This window comes from Idiomarina sp. UBA3162 (assembly GCF_002364475.1).
GTDB lineage: Bacteria > Pseudomonadota > Gammaproteobacteria > Enterobacterales > Alteromonadaceae > Idiomarina.
The window spans coordinates 1-18,137 of record NZ_DEYI01000026.1 but is presented as its reverse complement, the minus strand read 5'-3'; the positions used below and the strand labels follow the sequence as shown (position 1 = coordinate 18,137).

The window sequence follows — 18,137 nt, the reverse complement described above, 5'->3', positions numbered from 1 at the left end:
CCACCACCTTGCTTGATCGTTTCGCTGTAGCGCTCGATCATGCCAGGTACTTGCTCGCTTTGGTCTGGATGGACCATAAATACGATTTCGTAATGACGCATTACTGTTTCCTTTTGGTTCAGTAGCCTCTGTTCAGTTCAGCCAAACTGACATAGAAGCAAGGAATACTCTAAATAAAAAGATAAAACGGCTGATTTGAGCCGCGCGAGTTTAACTAAATTTCATGCAAAGTGCAATGATTAATAATCGCTCGCTTCAGGATGAGAGGCTTGATGGGCAGCGCTCACTTCGTCGGTAACCAACGATACTAAGCGTCCTGCTAACTCAGTTTTTACGCCTTCAGGGCCCCGCACGAGAACTCTATCAAGCGGGCTACCCGATTGACTAATATCGGCTTGCAAGGTCAGCGAGTCATCTACTTTAGCCACTTCGATACGGATAGCGTATTCAGCATTCTCGAGCGATTCGATGTGCCATTCATGACGCACATCGAACCGATTACGCAAATCTTCAATAACCTGATTTACAACTGTTTCATCAGTTTTCGATTCATAATTAATGCTGACATAAGGCTTGGTCGAGCGCACGAAGGTGGTTTCATTCCAGTTTGGCGTCCAACTAAGGAAAAGTAACCCGATAAGAGCCAAGGCAATAATAATAGGCAGTAAACGACGACTAATCGGCATTGCGTTGTCTCACCGCTTCAAAAAGACAAACACCACTGGCAACAGAGACATTTAAGCTACTTACCGAACCATCCAGTGGAATAGATGCCAGCTCGTCACAGGTTTCGCGTGTTAAACGACGCATACCTTTACCTTCAGCACCCATGACCAACGCCACAGGGCCTTTAAAGTCTATCTGATAAAGTGACTTTTCGGCTTCACCGGCTGTACCAATCACCCACACATTGAGCTCTTGCAACGTACGTAGCGCACGCGCCAGATTTGTTACAACCACCAACGGAATGTTGTCGACTGCGCCACAAGCCACTTTCCTAACCGTCGGTGTAATCTGTGCCGACTTATCCTTAGGTACGACGACAGCAGTCGCGCCAGCAGCATCTGCAGTACGCATGCATGCACCTAAATTATGTGGATCAGTGACATTATCCAAGACTAAGAATAACGGCTGCCCTCCCGCTTTTTCTATCAAGCTCGAAAAGTCATTCTCGTTCAATGGTGGTGTGGCTTTTATTGTCGCAACGACCCCTTGATGGTTACCAAACTCTGCGCGTTTATCCAACGCTTGCTTTGGAATCCATTGTGGGCGAATGCCGATGGCCTCGGCTTGACCGATGACCTCCGCTACGGAAGCATCTTGTCGTTCGCGAGAAACAAATAGCTCAATGAGTCGCTCCGGGTGCTGCGTAAGCACGGAACGAACGGCATGCAACCCAAACACTGTAACCTTTTGACTCATGACTTATTACGTCCTTTACTGCTTGCTTGACCGCGGCTATTTTTTTGACCTGACGGCTTTTTGTTTGACGACTTGCGCTTATTGGAGCGTTTGCCACGGTTATTTTTATCACCCTTTTTCGAGTTACGTTGCTGACCTTTATGACCTTTTGGCATACGCGATTTGCCAGAAGGGCTCTCGGCACTTAACAACTCAAGGTCAATCTTACGGTCATCCAAATTGACTTGTTTAACCCGCACATCCACTTTATCGCCTAACCTAAACACGCGGTGGCTATTTTCGCCAATCAGCATATTTTTGGTATTATCAAACTGATAGTAATCGTCGCCTAAATTACTAATATGCACGAGCCCATCGATTTGATACTCATCAAGCCGCACAAATAAACCAAAATTTGTCACTGCGGCGATAACACCCGAGAAACTTGAGCCAATGTGATCTTGCATAAATTCACATTTTAACCACTCATCAACTTGTCGCGTCGCATCATCAGCACGTCGTTCGGTATGGCTGCAATGTACACCCAAGTCATCAAGACCGGTGTCATCATATGACCATGCTCCTGTTAGCGCGCCTTTGTATTCACCCCGGCGCTTCAAAATAGCTTTTATCGCACGATGCAAAATCAAGTCAGGATAGCGCCTTATCGGGGAGGTAAAGTGTGAATAAGATTTCAACGCTAAGCCAAAGTGGCCAACGTTATCGGGCTGGTAAACCGCCTGTTGCATAGAACGCAACAACATTGTCTCGATAAGCTCTCGATCGGGTCGCTCTTCGACTTCCGACAATAATTTACCAAAGTCCGTTGGCGTAGGTTCTTCACCACCACCCAATTCAAGTCCTAACTCACCTAAGAAACTGCGAAAATTAGTTAAACGTTCGTCGGCCGGCGGCTCATGGACTCGGAATAACGCATTAATATCATCGTCAGACTCAACCAACTTAGCGGCTGCCACATTGGCGGCGATCATGCATTCTTCGATAATTTTGTGCGCCACATTGCGTTTGACGGGCTCAATCCGTTCAATTTTGCGTTGCGCGTTGAATATGAAACGCACTTCTTGAGTATCAAACTCGATTGCAGAACGCTTTTTGCGCACGGAAGCTAGCGCCTTATATAAACTGTGCAATGATTCAATATTGCCCAATACATCTTTGTATTGCTCACGTAGTTCAACATCACCCTCTAAAATTTGCTTGACCTTAGTGTAGGTGAGACGCGCGTGGCTATTCATCACGGCCGGATAAAAACGCGATGACTTCAACTTGCCGCGCGGTCCTACGTCGATTTCTGCAACCATACACAGTCGATCGACATTAGGATTGAGCGAACACAAACCGTTAGATAGCTTTTCCGGTAGCATCGGAATCACATTATTAGGAAAGTAAACCGAGTTCCCTCGGTTCCAAGCTTCTTGATCGAGCACCGTATTCGGCTTCACGTAGTAAGATACGTCAGCAATGGCAACCCATAAGCGCCAGCCGCCATCTTCGGGCATTGCTAACACAGCATCATCAAAATCGCGCGAGTCTTCACCATCAATAGTAATCAGTGGCAAGTCGCGTAAATCGACTCGGCCTTCGTACGCTTGCTTGGGTACTTCATCAGCTATTTTACTGAGTTCTTGATCTAACCCTTCAGGCCATTCGTTAGGAATATCATGCTCACGAATAGCGACTTCAATTTCCATTCCTGGCGCCATATGATCGCCTAGAATTTCAGTAATTTCACCAATCGGACTGGTGCGTTTATTTGGCCGTCGCGTAATTTTAACCACCACCAACTGACCATGACGTGCACCCGCATTTGCCTGCGGGGGGATCAGGATGTCTTGATTGATACGGCTGTCGTCGGGCACTACAATGCCCATGTCATGATCGACAAAGTAGCGACCAACAATATTGTTGTCACGTTGTTCGATTACTCGTACCACACGACCTTCGCGCTTGCCTTTGCGATCTTGGCCTGACACTTTAACCAGCACCACATCACCATGGAGTACCGAGTACATTTGGTGATGAGGAATAAAGATATCACCGCCACCTTCTTCAGGCTGACAAAAACCAAAGCCTTCGCGGTGACCGATGATGCGCCCTTTGATCAATTGCATGCGATCCGGTAATCCGTAGCTATTGGCCTTGGTATATACTAGCTGACCGTCACGCTCCATCGCCCGCAGGCGTCGTTTGATGCCCACTTGTTGGCGTTCATCATCGAGCTTGAAATAACTTACAAATTCATCAAAAGAAACAGGCTTTGACTGCTTCTGTACCAACTCAAGCAACTCTTCCCTGCTTGGTATTTCAACCTCATAGGTTGGGGTGTGTTGGTCGTTCGAATCTGTTTCTGACATAAGATCTCTTTTAAGTTGAAAGTAAATATCGGCTACTATGCATGCAGTATACGCTTTATAAGCGATATTGTCAGTGACAGAAAAAAGAAACCCCAGCCGAAGCTGGGGTCTTGCGATGTCACTTTAATTTGCCTGCGACTGAGTGATGGTGCGCTCTTCGATGACGTTGTCATCAATATCGGCATCATCAAACCAAATCGGGCGCAACTGTGGCTCCTGTGAGTACAGCTGAGTCTGATCGAGATAATGATCCGATAAAATATTGCGCGACTGGGAATAACTCAATAAACCCTGAGCCTGCGGACCATCCTCTGTGAACTCCATGGTGAACATCCAGCTCGAACCATAGCTAATATGATACCCTGCGCCGTTCGCAGCGAGGTTTGAGCCTTCCGCCTGAGGATAAATCAAGCGTGGATAAATCGTACCATCTGAGCCTGTATTCGCGCGGAACACGTTGAAACCACCTTCAATGTTATTAGCCCCCGCCCAAGGCAAACGGTTACCACTTGGCGTTCCGTTAGGCAGTGCACGCTCAACAAATTGAACCTCACCTAACGGTGCATCGATCGATAGACCCACCGACTGAATACGCGCCATAGCATTGCCCAATAGCGTCAAGGCCGCTGTTGATTTCTTCAAACCGCTGGGGGTTGTCAGCGGTTGCGAGGCATCATAAGGCACTTGCCACTGCGGATTGCGCGACCATTCCGAGGCAAACTCTCGGAACAACACCGCGCCGACACTTTCTTTATTCATTGTGCCATCCCATTGTGCAAGAACATCACAACCCGGCTTAACACTCATAGCGCCAGCGGCCGTATTAACGGGGCTTTCACCTTGTGCCGTACACAGTGCTACAAGGTCATCCAGGATTGCCTCAGCCAAGAAGCCACGGTTACTTAACAGTTTGTTGGCAATATCTTCACGACTAAATAGTCCATCAACCGAACCACCTTCAGCCAACATCTTTTGCCCTAAGCGCGAGCGCAAAGACTGTTGATTACCAATCGGTCCCCATAGCGGCGATACGTTTTCAATTGGGTTGTTCGGGTTAGTTAGCCAGAAGCTATCATTCGAGTTTTGTACAAAGTCGTTGCGCAATAATTGTGGCGCTTTACTAAATGGCATCTTGCCATCGGCTTTGTGACTTGCTGAGGTGCCTGGCACCACAGGGAAGCCCGCAGACGAACTGATCCCTTGTAACACAGCATTCCCTTGCCATTGCGCAATGGTCTCATCACTTAAGTTAGGAACAGACGAGCCGTCCGTAAAGAACACGTCGCCATCTTCATCGGCTGCCATGGCGTTGTTGAATACCGTACCGGTGTAATCGACAAACGATTGACGATATTCCTCGATATTACGTGCTCGATTCATTGCCAACCAATGATCAAAAATCTCAAAGTTCGGTAGGTTGGCATCATAAATGGCGTAGGCGACGTCCTTTCCGTAAGGGTCTGTGCCCCACGTCAACGGCGAATTAGGTACTTTAATAATGGTACCAAACTCACTGTGATAACTGGTTTTTTCCAGCGTAATTAAACCGCTCCCCGTGTTCACTTGGATTTGGTGCGTTTTTGTCGTCATAGGGACAGACTCACCATCAACCATGTAATGAGTGCCTGTTTCATCCTCTGGATCCAACGCCAACTGATGAACAACGAAGCGATTCGCAGTGGAGAACGTGTGTGTCCACGCAACATGATCATTAAAGCCGATGTTTACGATACCGGGCATACCTGATAGCGAGCCACCTACCACTTTTAGCTCACCAGGAATTTCCGTTCCAAACTGCCAAAACCGCTGATTGCCAGTATGTGGAAAGTGCGGGTTCGCCAATACCATGCCGTGACCGGTTGCCGATAATTCCGACCCGATCGCCCAGCCATTTGATCCCATTTCAGTTGGGTTTGGCTCTGGCATTTCAATGTGAACAGGGTCCAACGTCATCGCTTGCTGATTTGCAGCGACAGGTTGTGGCATATAGTTTTCATTAGGTGGCGCTGCCACAAAAACAGCCCCAGTAAAGTTGCTCGCACCCGGTAGTAACGCGACCCCCTGAGCATAAGTAAGCAAATCAACTGGCGTAATCTCTTGTACAAAAGGTTGCCCAGCACACGTTGGGTCGATGTTATTTACCCCTGTTTCACTGAGGTACTGGTTATAGCCCGCGGCGTAACCGGTGAGCAGAGCTTGTGACTCTTCACTGAGTGTATCGAACCCTTGCTCTGCATTTTGGCGGATTCCTAGCGCAAGAAATCCAAAATCGTCAATCAAGTTTTGATTGTTACTTGAACCAATTGGATTGTGCGGTCCAAAGTACATTGACCGTTGTGAATTAAACTTCACGATTTGGTCAGCTAAAATACAAATATTGTCTTTAGCAAACGCAAAACCCACACCAAAACCTAAACTTTCTAAGTTGTCCGCTTTGACGTAAGGAACACCGTAGGTAGTCCAACGAATATCTGCGCTGAGCTCATCATCGTCGTCGAACGTAGATAACGGCTCTTGATCAGGTAGTGGGCTACTATAATCGGGCTCGGGTGGTGGCTCGGGAGCTTGGTACTCAGCAACTTCATTACTAAAGTTACAACCGCCCAGTGCGACCACGCCCGCAATTAGCATAGCTCGGTAGAGCAGTGAGGTTTTATAGGTTCTCATCGCGCTTTCCTTGTGAATTTAAGTTATTGTTATTGCCACATTAGCGAGACTGCTTTATTCGCATGTGATTAGTCTAAATCATCAGCACATTTTTTAAACTAATGTAAAATACATGCTTAATGTATACCCTCTGTTATAACGTGTTATTTAAGCATGGTCCAACCACTAAATCGTGATCGTTCCTCGCAAATATTCAACGGCCTGTCCAAAAAGCTTCACGCGATCACCCTCAACCTCACAGATAATACGTCCACCGCGAGCTGATAACTGTCTTCCCGTTACGCAAGATTTTTGCAAGCGACCACTCCAAAGTGGCGCGAGTTGGCAGTGAGCGGAACCTGTTACCGGATCCTCATTAACGTTTAACTTTGGAAAAAAGCATCGACTCACGAAACCGTCTCCATCAGCCGCGGTGACGACCACACCACGAGAATCAAGCTTCTTTAATTCGTTATAATCGGGTGATAAAGCACGCACCTGTTCGACACTCTCCAACACCGCAATATGGTCAAAGCCAAGTAGTAACTCTTGCGGTTCGCAGCCTAGGCCGAGGCTAACAACAGGATCTGTTGCAATGGACTGGGGTTGCGTAGCAGGAAAGTCCATCATCATTCCAGATGAAGTTTGAGTAACGGTTAAAGTGCCGCTCCGCGTGTTAAAACGTACTTCCGAAATATCCGGACGCAGGTGATTAAATACCACAAACGCGGCGGCTAACGTCGCATGCCCACACAGGTCAACCTCAGCAGCCGGCGTAAACCAACGTAAATCAAATTCGTCATGCCCTAATGTTGATAAGAGAAATGCGGTTTCCGACAGGTTATTCTCTTCTGCTATGCTCTGAAGTTCTTTATCGGGTAATCGCTGATCTAGTAGCGGCACCACCGCCGCGGGGTTACCACCAAAGACGGTTTCTGTAAAGGCATCAACTTGATATAAAGAAAGTTGCATTGAACTAATTCCTTGTGTTTTCCTCTAAATAGGTATAAACCTATCAGTGTGAGCATTATTGATTTAATAGTCGCTTAACTGAATCGATATTGTTTGCATAAGTTGTAAGTTAAATTAGTTGAGAGCTGAACGCTAAGATGTATCGGAAATTTTTTGCTCTACTTGTTGTCACGATAACGCTACTCGCGCAACCCGCGATGGCGTCTTTAAGTGCGCACAGTGTTCAGAGTGTCTCATCCAATCATGAGTTGTCGGTATATCACGCCGAACACTGCCAAGGCATTATTCAAACCTCTGGCGCGAACGATATCGGTTCGGAGCAATCTGATCATTCGCCCACTATTACAAGCCAGAGCTTTACCCCCTCTGTTTCACTAGCTGATGAACGAGTTCAATCCATCATTCGGTATGTTGCCGAGGTGGAGTTCATTCGCCCCCAACTCAGGGCACCACCTAAAACGCTTTAATTCCGCTGTATTTACAACTATTTTTTTGGAATTAAGGAGTACGTTATGACTGAGTTTAAATCACTTAAATCAGTATCTCATGGTGATGCCGTATCACTCTCTTCGCAAGCTCGCGACCCGTTTAACTGTGACTGGCATGCCAATGCCCTACATGTATTCGACGACTTCGAGCGTCATGATCCTTTACTTTTACGGTCAAACACCAGTCTTGACCGCGCCGAGCAACTAATGAACTCCGCGAAGGTTCGTTACGCTTGTGTCGTTAACAGCAACGAGCAAATTGTTGGCTTGGTTGCGCTGCGCGAGTTTCATAGCCGTCATGCGATGCAAGTTAGTCAGTCTACTCAGTTGCCCTGGGCAGACCTTACTGTCGGTGACTTGATGAGAAAGCTCGATGAGTTGCCACAAGTTGAGTATAAACAGTTGCAGAAAGCCCGTATCGGCGACACCGCGGCAACACTCAAATCAGCAGGCCGAGACTTTTTATTGGTATTCGAAGCAGGCTCGATTCGTGGCGTCGTGTCATCATTGCGGATTGCACAGGTTACCGGAGAGTCTGTGAATATCTATCACTCAGCATCCACTTTTGCCGAAATCATTTCAGCTGTGAATCATTCACATCTCAATGATTAATCATAGTTAAAAAAGTAAGGCGGCCTTGCCGCCTTACTTTTTTCCCATACTTATACAAGTCTGTCACACTTAAAAGGTGTAACTCAGTTCGAATCTTACCGTTCTGGGTTCCATGACATGATAATGTAAATCCTCAACGCTGGCTGTTGGCTCGCCTTGAAGACGCGAGGCATAGTAATAGTCGATATCATGATCATTACTGTCTAATAGATTGAGTACCTGAACCTGTGCCGACCAATTCTTCCATTGCTTAGCAAGCAAAAAGTTGACTACAGTCGAGCTATCCGAGCGTACGCTGTTATCCTCTGTCAAAGGGCGCTCGCCAATGTAGCGCACGCGTAAAGTCGATAGCCAATTATCACCAAAACGATGTGTTGCGCCAAGTTGTAAAATATCCTCAACCGCTCCTGGGATATATTTATCAGCAAGGGCATCATCAAACTCAGCATCAGTGTAGGCGTATTCAAGATCAAAACTCAGGTTGTCATTGACATTATAATACGCGGCTAATTCGATACCATGGCGGAATGAGGGGCGACTCGCTTCAGTATTACCCGCATCACCTACAAATAGTAGTTCACTGTCCTGCTCAAGCGCCCACAGTGCAACTGAGCTATTAAACTGGTTACTTGGCCGCCAACGCATGCCGACCTCGTAACCTAATGCTCTTACTAACGGATCAACGGGATCAACACGCTCGCCTGAATTAGGATCGATGCGCGTTACCGTGCCACGCGCATCGTTCGAGTGGAAGCCTTGACCCGCTGAAAGATACACTTCCATATCATCAAGTAGCAGATAATTAAGGCTGCCTTTTAATGACCACAAGGCATCAGATTCCTGTCCGTTGTTGTGCTTCAATGTCACGTCGTAAATGTTTTGTTGGAGTCGGCTCGCCACGTCAAAATCAAAGTAGTCGTAACGCAGAGACACAGTACTACGCAAACGTCCTGTCCATTGATAATCATGCGTCACATACGAGCCAACGCTCCATTGATCAACACGGTCACTGCGCACTGCACCGATACGCGCGCGTGCTTCGCTTTTATACAACCCCACTTCGCCGATATCGTCATAACGTGTATCAAACCCAACCGTGAAATTATTATTAATATGCCAACTACCTGAGGCTCCATAAATCATCCGGTCATCGACCTGCTCAAATTGATCGCCATTGACGGGGTCATCAAGGTAGTATGTAAAGTTAGAAAAGAGCGACAAGCCATAGTCGATGGCGTACGCACTTAACGCGTAGTCGGCTGTTGTATAAATAGCGTTGAGGCTGTACCGATGTGTTTTACCGCCGAGTGTGGGATCGATCGAACCCAGTTCATCAATTAAACCCGACTGCACTGCACGAGCAGGAATTTGGTCAGCACTATTCCACTCATTGTGGTAGCCCATGGCTCCGAGTGTTAGCACACCGTCATCTAGGCGAATGCTATGTCTCAAAACACCGTTAAGCTTATCAACATCTTCGTCGATATCTGACCACGGTCCATCGTAAGTTTGATACTCAAATGCATACAAGGTTGCATTCCGGCTTCCCGAATTGACGCTGTCAGCTATTAGCGCACGTTGGTAATTATCCTCACCTAGGGTCACTGAAGCGATACCATTACGCCGGGTCATTTGTGTACTAAACCCTACGCTCCCTGCCCCCGAAAAATCACCGACATCACCGTAATAAGTGCCCTTTTGATAAGTCACTTGCGCAATAATTTCGGGGATTAAAAAGTTAATATCCGTGTAACCCTGGCCATGCCCGTGGCTACGCATATTAACCGGCATGCCATCAACATAGGTAGCAAAGTCAGTACCGTGATCTAAATTAAAGCCACGCAAAAAGTATTGGTTGGCTTTACCACTGCCGCTGTGCTGAGTCGCACTCATGCCGGGTATAAGCTCCATCAGTTCGCCTGTTCGTAGCATCGGACGAATTTCAATTTCGGGCTGCCCCAAGACCCCCTCGGAAGCCGACATCGACTGCCCCAATAAATTGGCTTGATGTCCAGAGACTAAAATACGCTCAATCCCATCGTGCGCCTGTGCATTCAGGATGGGGAGTGCGCTGACTAAAGCGCCCACCAATACAGAACGTCGAAATTTGACCACAAGAACCTCATAACAAATTAAATAATTTAATCAGCATACTAAATATTGAATGGGAATACACACGCGCTGAGAGAAATCAACTTGTTCATGCGTCTAAAGAATTAAACGCACTGATTAAACGATTATCTTAATCGTTTTTTAGAATATATAACCACAGGATAAATTCATAAAACTAGTCTATATTACCTCTCGATGAATGCCCATTAATTAACACGAGGTTAACAAAATGAAAATCACAAAACATTTTACTATCTCAATTTTGTCGGCTGCGGTAACGCTGACACTATCAGGTCAAGCAATGGCTCAGCAGGGTCATGACTACCACAACAGTATGCAGCAAACTGAGCAGACAAAAGAAAACAGTTTCTGGTGGCCGAACAAACTTAACTTAGAACCTCTTCGCCAACACAGTCCTGAATCAAACCCATTAGACGCAGACTTTGATTACGCCGAAGCCTTTAAATCGCTCGATTTAGAAGCGGTTAAAAAGGATATCGAAGCTTTAATGACGTCAGACCAAGATTGGTGGCCTGCCGACTACGGACATTATGGCCCATTTTTTATTCGTATGGCGTGGCACGGCGCGGGAACTTACCGAGTACAGGATGGACGTGGCGGTGCGGCCGGGGCACAACAACGCTTTGAACCATTAAACAGTTGGCCAGATAACGTGAGCTTAGACAAAGCACGTCGCTTGCTGTGGCCAGTGAAACAAAAATACGGTCGCAATATTTCCTGGGCTGACCTCATGGTGCTGACCGGCAACGTCGCTCTCGAGTCGATGGGGTTTAAAACCTATGGTTTCGCGGGCGGTCGTGAGGATGCTTGGGAGCCCGATATTGTGTATTGGGGACCTGAAACAGAATGGTTAGGCGATAAGCGCTACAAAGGTGATCGCAAACTCGATAATCCATTAGCTGCTGTCCAAATGGGCTTGATTTACGTTAACCCCGAAGGTCCTAATGGAAAGCCCGATCCACTTCTTGCGGCTAAAGATATCCGCGACACCTTTGGTCGTATGGCGATGAACGATGAAGAAACCGTGGCGTTAATCGCTGGCGGCCACACCTTTGGTAAAGCGCATGGTGCGCACAAACCAGAAGAATGCCTAGGCGCTGAACCCGCTGCGGCGCCAGTAGAGCAACAAGGCCTTGGTTGGAAGAACACGTGTGGCAAAGGTAATGCCGAAGATACCATTACCAGTGGTCTAGAGGGGGCTTGGTCGGTAAATCCGACCGCATGGACCACCCAATACCTTGATAACCTGTTCGGCTTTGAGTGGGAACAAACGCGCAGCCCAGCGGGTGCTATTCAGTGGATCCCGAAAGATGGCCAAGGTGCTAACATGGTGCCCGACGCTCATGTCGAGGGTAAACGTCATGCACCTATTATGTTCACCACGGATCTTTCGCTTAAGTTTGACCCTGAGTACCGCAAAATAGCAAAACGTTTTCAGGAAAACCCCGAGGAGTTTGAGCTCGCCTTTGCTAAAGCGTGGTTTAAGTTAACTCACCGCGATATGGGACCTAAAGCGCGTTATTTAGGCGACTTAGCACCTAAAGATGATTTGATTTGGCAAGATCCAATCCCTGAGATCAATTACACGTTGATTAATGACAGCGAAATCGCCGAGCTAAAAGAGCAGATTCTAACAAGCGATTTGACGGTACAAGAACTTGTTCGCACTGCTTGGGCAGCGGCTTCAAGCTTCCGTGCCACAGATATGCGCGGTGGTGCTAATGGTGCACGTATTGCATTAGAGCCACAGATCAATTGGGAAGCGAATAACCCTGAGGAGCTCAAACGAGTACTTAATGAACTTAAGACCATTCGCACTGAGTTCAATAAATCGCTCTCTGGTAATAAGCAAGTATCTCTAGCAGATACCATCGTACTAGCGGGCGCTGCTGCCATCGAGAAAGCCGCTGCAGATGCTGGACATGACGTAACAGTTCCGTTTGTTGCTGGACGCGCAGATGCGACGCAAGAAATGACTGACGTTCAGTCGTTTGCGTTCTTGGAACCCACGGCAGACGCTTTCCGTAATTATTACAGTAAAGAAAGCCGTTTGAACCCAGCTCAAATGATGGTTGATAAAGCCGATACCCTTGACTTAACTGTGCCAGAAATGACGGTGTTACTCGGCGGCTTACGTAGCTTAGGTGCTAACTATAAAGATACTGATCACGGTGTGTTCACGGATAACCCTGGCACGCTCAACAACGACTTCTTCGTTAACTTGTTAAGTATGGATACCCAATGGGAGCCATCAAAAGACGACGAATCACTGTATATTGGTCGTGACCGTACTTCTGGTGAAGAAAACTACACGGCTACCACGGTCGATCTGATCTTTGGTTCAAATTCAGAGTTGCGCGCTGTTGCTGAGATCTATGCGCTTGACGATTCGAAAGAAAAGTTCGTCGACGACTTTATCAATGCATGGGTTAAAGTGATGCAACTTGATCGCTTCGATCTGAAAAAGTCGTAAGCCTATTTAAACTCTTCTAACTCTAATACCGATCGGTCGTTAGGATTGAGCTCTATAAATTTAATACGATGCTCATCACGATCGGTCGGTACTTCTTTTAACTGGTAGTTATCCTCGTCGCAACTAAACAACATGCAAAATGAAAATGCTTCGACACCTGCAGAGACTGCTTCACCACTGAAGTCGGAACTGCGTGGATTGGCCATAAGGTTATCTTCATATTGCTGACGTTCAATTGTTTGGGACAAGCCCGTTAAAACGGCTGCCTTGAAATAATTCGGTGAATCGGATGTCGTCGAGCATCCGCTGCAAAGTAGTACAACAAAACCTGCGGCTAGTTCTTTTACATATGCCATAACTAACTCTCACTTAAGTAATATGATTAAGAGTATAGCAACAGATTAATTTTTCAACACTAGAAAATACAAGCAAGACTGGAATATTTAATTAAGAAAGTCTAAATACCGCTACAGTTTGCGCATACCTGTTTTAATTCATAATTTCAAAGATGATGGTTGGCGGCGAGTGTTCTTGAGTGAAACTTATTTCGCTCCAAAAGAATTGCCTGAAGAAGTTCCAGAATTAGCGCGTAGAAACTTGGTGCCGAGGGGGGGACTTGAACCCCCACGCTGTTACCAGCGGTGGATTTTGAATCCACTGCGTCTACCAATTCCGCCACCTCGGCATAAGATAGGTTGTCTTGGTCGACGGGTGGGATTATACCCGTGACATTGTTCTAATCAAGCAAATAATGCAGAATTTTTTCCGATTTGTGTTCGTTTGCTCATTCCTTAACCGAACCGCCCTACTGCGCCCGCGTTCGGGTCATGGTAAACTGCTGTGCTCATCAGGTAGTTACGGATAAAATTATGCCTACAGAAGCTCAAAAGTTGCATGCTAGTTTTCCTTCAGCAAATTTTTTACGTCGTTTGGCGGCTTGGATTTATGACTTTTTAGTCGCTTGTGCAATGATCATGCTCGCCACGGGCTTGGCATTGGGAGCTGCAGCAATAGCTACCAGCCTTAACTGGGTCGTCTTACCAGAAGGAATGGATCACGCAGAATTTATCGACCAAGGTCCTTGGCTCAGTCTGTTTTTATTAGCAGTGCTGGCGCTATTCTTCGGTTATTTCTGGAAAACTTCCGGTCAGACGGTGGGTATGCGCGCTTGGCGTTTAAAGCTGCAGCAACGTGATGGCTCGCGTTTGACTCATAAACAAGTCGCCCTGCGATTATTAACCTGTTGTTTTGGCTTAGGTCATTTGTGGGTATTAGTCGACTTCAAAAACCGCCGAGCCTGGCATGACTATGCAGCGAAAACAGAGCTGGTTACCCTCTCTAAAGAAGCGAACCAACTCTTTTACTGGAAAGAACTTTAGCTTTTGCGCTGCATGATAAATACCGCAGCACCGGCAAACACTAAGCTCGGTAACAAGGCCCCAAGCACCGCAGGCACTTGATAAACCTGTGCCAAGGGGCCGAAAATCTCATTACTCACATGAAACGCAAAGCCAGTAATCACGCCCATCAGTATACGAGCCCCCATACTGGTCTCACGCAGCGGACCAAATATAAATGACAAGGCAACTAACAACATGACCGCCACCGTGATGGGTGAAAGCAGCTTACGCCATAAAGCCAGTTCATAACGCTGCGCTGATTGCTCATTCGCTTTTAAATAGGTGAGATAATCTATCAGGCCAGTAATGGATAGTGACTCCGGTTTGATGGTGACTACACCCAATTTATCAGGCGTTAAACTCGGCCGCCACATCGTTGAGTCAAAGCGATTTTCAATGACCTCTTGTTCGGTCAACTGAGTTTCTACAACTTGATTTAAGCGCCACGCTTCGTTGCGATAAACAGCGGTTTGCGCATAAGTTACTTTTTCAAGTTGTTGCTTTCCGTCAAAGTCATAAATCAGCACGCCATTCAAACGTCCGGTATCTTCGACTTCTGAGATATTGATAAAGTCATCGCCATCTTTTGCCCAAACGCCACGTTGAGCGGAGATAAGACTACCATCGGAAATTTCTTGTGCACGGATTAGCCGACCTTTCGCTTCCATCGGCGGCGCCACCCATTCGCCAATAGCAATCACAGCAATCATCATAATGATCGCTGTTTTCATAACGGCTCCTGCGATATTCAGTTTGGAGCGCCCAGCCGCCTGCATCACAATCAGTTCTGAATTACTTGCCAGCACGCCCATACCAATTAACCCACCGAGCAAAGCGGCCATTGGGAAGAACACTTCAATATCACGGGGAACGCTATAAAACACAAAAAGCGCAGCGTCTAGTACTTCATAGTTCCCTCGTCCAACCGACTTGAGTTGCTCAACAAAACGTATTAACCCCGAAAGCCCGGTCAGTACGATTAAACTCATTAGCGAGGTTTTAAGAACAGTGGCACCAATGTAGCGGTCTAAGATACTAAACATTATTAAACTCCCCGACTACGCTGACGCCAAAACATCAGGTGCGCCCAAAACTTCAACCCGACAGGCCGTGCACGACTCAATAGCGCAATACCAAACACTAATAATGCAACGTGAATCCACCAAAGACCAATATACGTTGGGATAACACCGTCACGAACCGCCGATTTCGCAGCCATGAGAACAAGAAAATACCCTAGGTAAATTAAAATAGCCGGCGCCATTCGGGCGAATTTACCTTGTCTCGGATTGACTCGACTTAACGGAACAGCAATAAGCGTCAATAACGGCATCGCCAGAGGTATTGCTATACGCCATTGCAGCTCGGCCGCTGCCGCATTTGATTGTTCCTGCCACAACTCATTGACAGTATAAGCCTCTAGATCTCTTAACTGTTCGTCTACAGGCTGCTCTTTGATTTGTAGCCTATACTGCTCGAAACTCATTAACTGGTAATGTTCACCATCGCCTGCAAAGCGTTTACCGTCGCGCAGCTCTAACCACTGAGAGCCAGAGCTTTCGGTGTTCACTTCACCAGAGGTGGAAACCACCACGCTACCGGATCGAATACGCCCTTGCTCTGCCTGATGCTGAGCCACAAATACATTCTGCAAATCACCTTGTTCATCTTGGCTTTGGATAAAAATGACCGCTTTGCCATTACTCGACTGTTGAAACCGCCCTGGGATAAGTGCCGTTAAACCACTGTCAGCGCGCGCTTTATCTTCTATTTTTTGCTCTTGCTCTAACGACCAGGGCACAACGTACATAGTCAACGCGGCAGTCAATAAGGCCAGCATTACCGCAACAACTAATGTCACTCGAGTGACATACCACTCACTAACACCACAGGCATGCAATACCGTCATTTCGTTGTCTGCGTATATACGACCATGCGCCAGTAAAATCCCCAAAAAAAGACTCAGAGGGATAATCAGCGCTAGCAACGCAGGTAAGTTCAGTGATAACAACTGAAAAATAATAGAACTGGGAATATCGCCCTCTGACGCATCCGACAGTACGCGAACAAATTTTTGACTGACAAATATCGTCATCAGTACAACCAATACCGCGATTTGAGACTTTAATGTCTCAGCAATCAAATATTTAAAAATGCGCACGTTGCTCGACTCATAACGTTGGTTTTTACTGGAATAGCTGTGATTTTTAAGTAAACTTGTTATTTTAACAACAAATTTGTTCATTAGGCTAACTATAGCAGTCCTTGCGGCCTACCGAAATAGGAGCACAGTCCATGGAGTTCAGCGTAAAAAGTGGCAACCCAGAAAAACAACGTTCCGCATGTATCGTTGTGGGTGTCTTCGAACCACGGAGGTTATCCGGTGTCGCCGAACAACTTGATAACGTCAGTGAGGGATATCTTAGCAACCTTTTACGACGAGGCGACTTAGAAGGCAAGACCGGCCAGGTGCTTTTACTTCATCACGTCCCTAATGTGCTGGCAGAGCGTGTATTGCTAGTCGGTTGTGGTAAGGAGCGCGAGCTTGATGAACGCCAGTACAAGCAGATTATTGCTAAGACGATTAATACACTGAACGAGACGGGCTCAATGGAAGCGGTTTGTTTCTTGAGTGAGTTACATGTCAAAGGTCGTGACACTTACTGGAAAGTACGCATGGCGGTGGAGGCTGCACGCCAAACCATCTACAGCTTTAATCAGTTAAAAACCAAAAAAGAAGAACCGCGCCGCCCTTTACGTAAACTCACGTTTAATGTGCCGAGTCGTAAAGAGTTGACCATTGGTGAGCAAGCAATTAATCACGGTTTAGCCGTTGCCGCAGGTATGGATAAATGTCGTGACGTCGCCAATATGCCACCTAACATCTGTACACCGCGTTACTTAGCCGAACAAGCCCACGCCTTGGCAGAAAAATATGCTCAACTGGAAGTAACCACGGTTGAGGAGAAGGAAATGGCGGAGCTCGGTATGAATGCATACCTAGCTGTCGGTCGTGGCTCTGAGCATGAGTCAGTACTTACACTGATGCACTATAAAGGAGCCGCTGACGATCAGGCGCCTATAGTATTAGTCGGTAAGGGACTGACCTTTGACTCAGGGGGTATTTCAATTAAACCGTCCGCCAATATGGACGAAATGAAATACGATATGGGTGGCGCTGCCGGCGTCTTTGGTGCGATGCAAGCGTTGGCTGAAATGCAGTTACCTATTAACGTGATTGGTGTGATGGCCGGCTGCGAAAATATGCCCGATGGTAAAGCGTATCGACCGGGTGACATTCTCACCACCATGAGCGGCCAAACCGTTGAAGTGCTAAATACCGATGCTGAGGGCCGATTGGTCTTATGCGATACGCTCACGTATGTTGAGCGCTTTGAGCCAGAGCTTGTTGTCGACTTGGCGACTTTAACCGGCGCTTGCGTAGTGGCGCTGGGTTCACACGCCTCAGCAGTGTTAAGTCAGCACAACCCATTAGCCAGCGAAATTTTAAATGCGGCGTCACAAAGTGGCGATAAAGCATGGCGTTTACCACTGTGGGACGAATACCAATCGCAATTGGATAGCCCCTTCGCTGACATGCAAAACATTGGTGGTAAAGAAGCCGGCACCATTACTG

General features: G+C 47.0%; 15 protein-coding genes and 1 tRNA gene. 5 read left to right on the top strand and 11 right to left on the bottom strand.

Annotated elements, in window-relative coordinates; genetic code table 11:
- The 6 genes from B2X00_RS03210 to B2X00_RS03185 form a co-directional block, all read right to left on the bottom strand.
- On the bottom strand, positions 1 to 101 hold a 101-nt coding region (locus B2X00_RS03210), incomplete at its 3' end, for a 30S ribosomal protein S6 (protein ID WP_414653669.1).
- A gap of 138 nt (positions 102 to 239) precedes the next feature.
- Positions 240 to 686, bottom strand: coding sequence for a signaling protein (locus B2X00_RS03205; RefSeq protein WP_290486090.1), 447 nt, complete (start codon positions 684 to 686; stop codon positions 240 to 242).
- A complete protein-coding gene (gene rlmB, locus B2X00_RS03200) occupies positions 676 to 1,422 on the bottom strand; it encodes a 23S rRNA (guanosine(2251)-2'-O)-methyltransferase RlmB (protein ID WP_290486089.1) in 747 nt (248 codons plus the stop codon). The genes B2X00_RS03205 and rlmB overlap by 11 nt, the downstream gene beginning before the upstream one ends.
- Positions 1,419 to 3,776 carry a ribonuclease R gene (gene rnr / locus B2X00_RS03195; protein ID WP_290486088.1) on the bottom strand — a complete coding sequence of 786 codons (2,358 nt, stop codon included), beginning with the start codon at positions 3,774 to 3,776 and terminating at the stop codon, positions 1,419 to 1,421. Before rnr ends, rlmB begins: the two co-directional genes overlap by 4 nt.
- 123 nt (positions 3,777 to 3,899) lie before the next feature.
- A complete protein-coding gene (locus B2X00_RS03190) occupies positions 3,900 to 6,443 on the bottom strand; it encodes an acylase (protein ID WP_290486087.1) in 2,544 nt (847 codons plus the stop codon).
- A gap of 165 nt (positions 6,444 to 6,608) precedes the next feature.
- Complete coding sequence (locus B2X00_RS03185) at positions 6,609 to 7,394, bottom strand: PhzF family phenazine biosynthesis protein (protein WP_290486086.1); 786 nt, start codon at positions 7,392 to 7,394, stop codon at positions 6,609 to 6,611.
- 137 nt (positions 7,395 to 7,531) lie between these two features.
- On the opposite strand from B2X00_RS03185, the gene B2X00_RS03180 reads away from it, so the two are divergent.
- Positions 7,532 to 7,861 carry a hypothetical protein gene (locus B2X00_RS03180; RefSeq protein ID WP_071463957.1) on the top strand — a complete coding sequence of 110 codons (330 nt, stop codon included), beginning with the start codon at positions 7,532 to 7,534 and terminating at the stop codon, positions 7,859 to 7,861.
- 45 nt (positions 7,862 to 7,906) lie between these two features.
- Complete coding sequence (locus B2X00_RS03175) at positions 7,907 to 8,494, top strand: CBS domain-containing protein (RefSeq protein ID WP_071463958.1); 588 nt, start codon at positions 7,907 to 7,909, stop codon at positions 8,492 to 8,494.
- 69 nt (positions 8,495 to 8,563) lie between these two features.
- Here the strand turns inward: B2X00_RS03175 and B2X00_RS03170 are convergent, their stop codons facing one another.
- A complete protein-coding gene (locus tag B2X00_RS03170) occupies positions 8,564 to 10,609 on the bottom strand; it encodes a TonB-dependent receptor (RefSeq protein ID WP_290486085.1) in 2,046 nt (681 codons plus the stop codon).
- Positions 10,610 to 10,907: 298 nt separating this feature from the next.
- On the opposite strand from B2X00_RS03170, the gene katG reads away from it, so the two are divergent.
- A complete protein-coding gene (gene katG / locus B2X00_RS03165) occupies positions 10,908 to 13,100 on the top strand; it encodes a catalase/peroxidase HPI (protein WP_414653668.1) in 2,193 nt (730 codons plus the stop codon).
- A 2-nt stretch (positions 13,101 to 13,102) separates the two neighbouring features.
- On the opposite strand, the gene B2X00_RS03160 is transcribed toward katG, so the two are convergent.
- A complete protein-coding gene (locus B2X00_RS03160) occupies positions 13,103 to 13,456 on the bottom strand; it encodes a hypothetical protein (protein ID WP_290486083.1) in 354 nt (117 codons plus the stop codon).
- Between the two features lie 242 nt (positions 13,457 to 13,698).
- Positions 13,699 to 13,785: transfer RNA gene (locus B2X00_RS03155), tRNA-Leu, on the bottom strand.
- Between the two features lie 184 nt (positions 13,786 to 13,969).
- On the opposite strand from B2X00_RS03155, the gene B2X00_RS03150 reads away from it, so the two are divergent.
- The gene (locus B2X00_RS03150) at positions 13,970 to 14,479 is read left to right on the top strand and encodes an RDD family protein (protein ID WP_290486082.1); all 510 of its coding nucleotides are present in this window, start codon (positions 13,970 to 13,972) and stop codon (positions 14,477 to 14,479) included.
- Here B2X00_RS03150 and lptG read toward each other — a convergent pair.
- Entirely contained in the window at positions 14,476 to 15,543 is a 1,068-nt protein-coding gene (gene lptG, locus B2X00_RS03145; protein WP_290486081.1) for an LPS export ABC transporter permease LptG, read from the bottom strand. The two genes, B2X00_RS03150 and lptG, sit on opposite strands and share 4 nt — an antisense overlap.
- Before the next feature lie 2 nt (positions 15,544 to 15,545).
- Positions 15,546 to 16,661 carry an LPS export ABC transporter permease LptF gene (lptF, locus tag B2X00_RS03140; protein ID WP_290486091.1) on the bottom strand — a complete coding sequence of 372 codons (1,116 nt, stop codon included), beginning with the start codon at positions 16,659 to 16,661 and terminating at the stop codon, positions 15,546 to 15,548.
- 134 nt (positions 16,662 to 16,795) lie between these two features.
- Between lptF and pepA the strand changes: the two genes are divergently transcribed.
- On the top strand, positions 16,796 to 18,137 hold a 1,342-nt coding region (gene pepA / locus B2X00_RS03135; RefSeq protein ID WP_290486080.1), incomplete at its 3' end, for a leucyl aminopeptidase.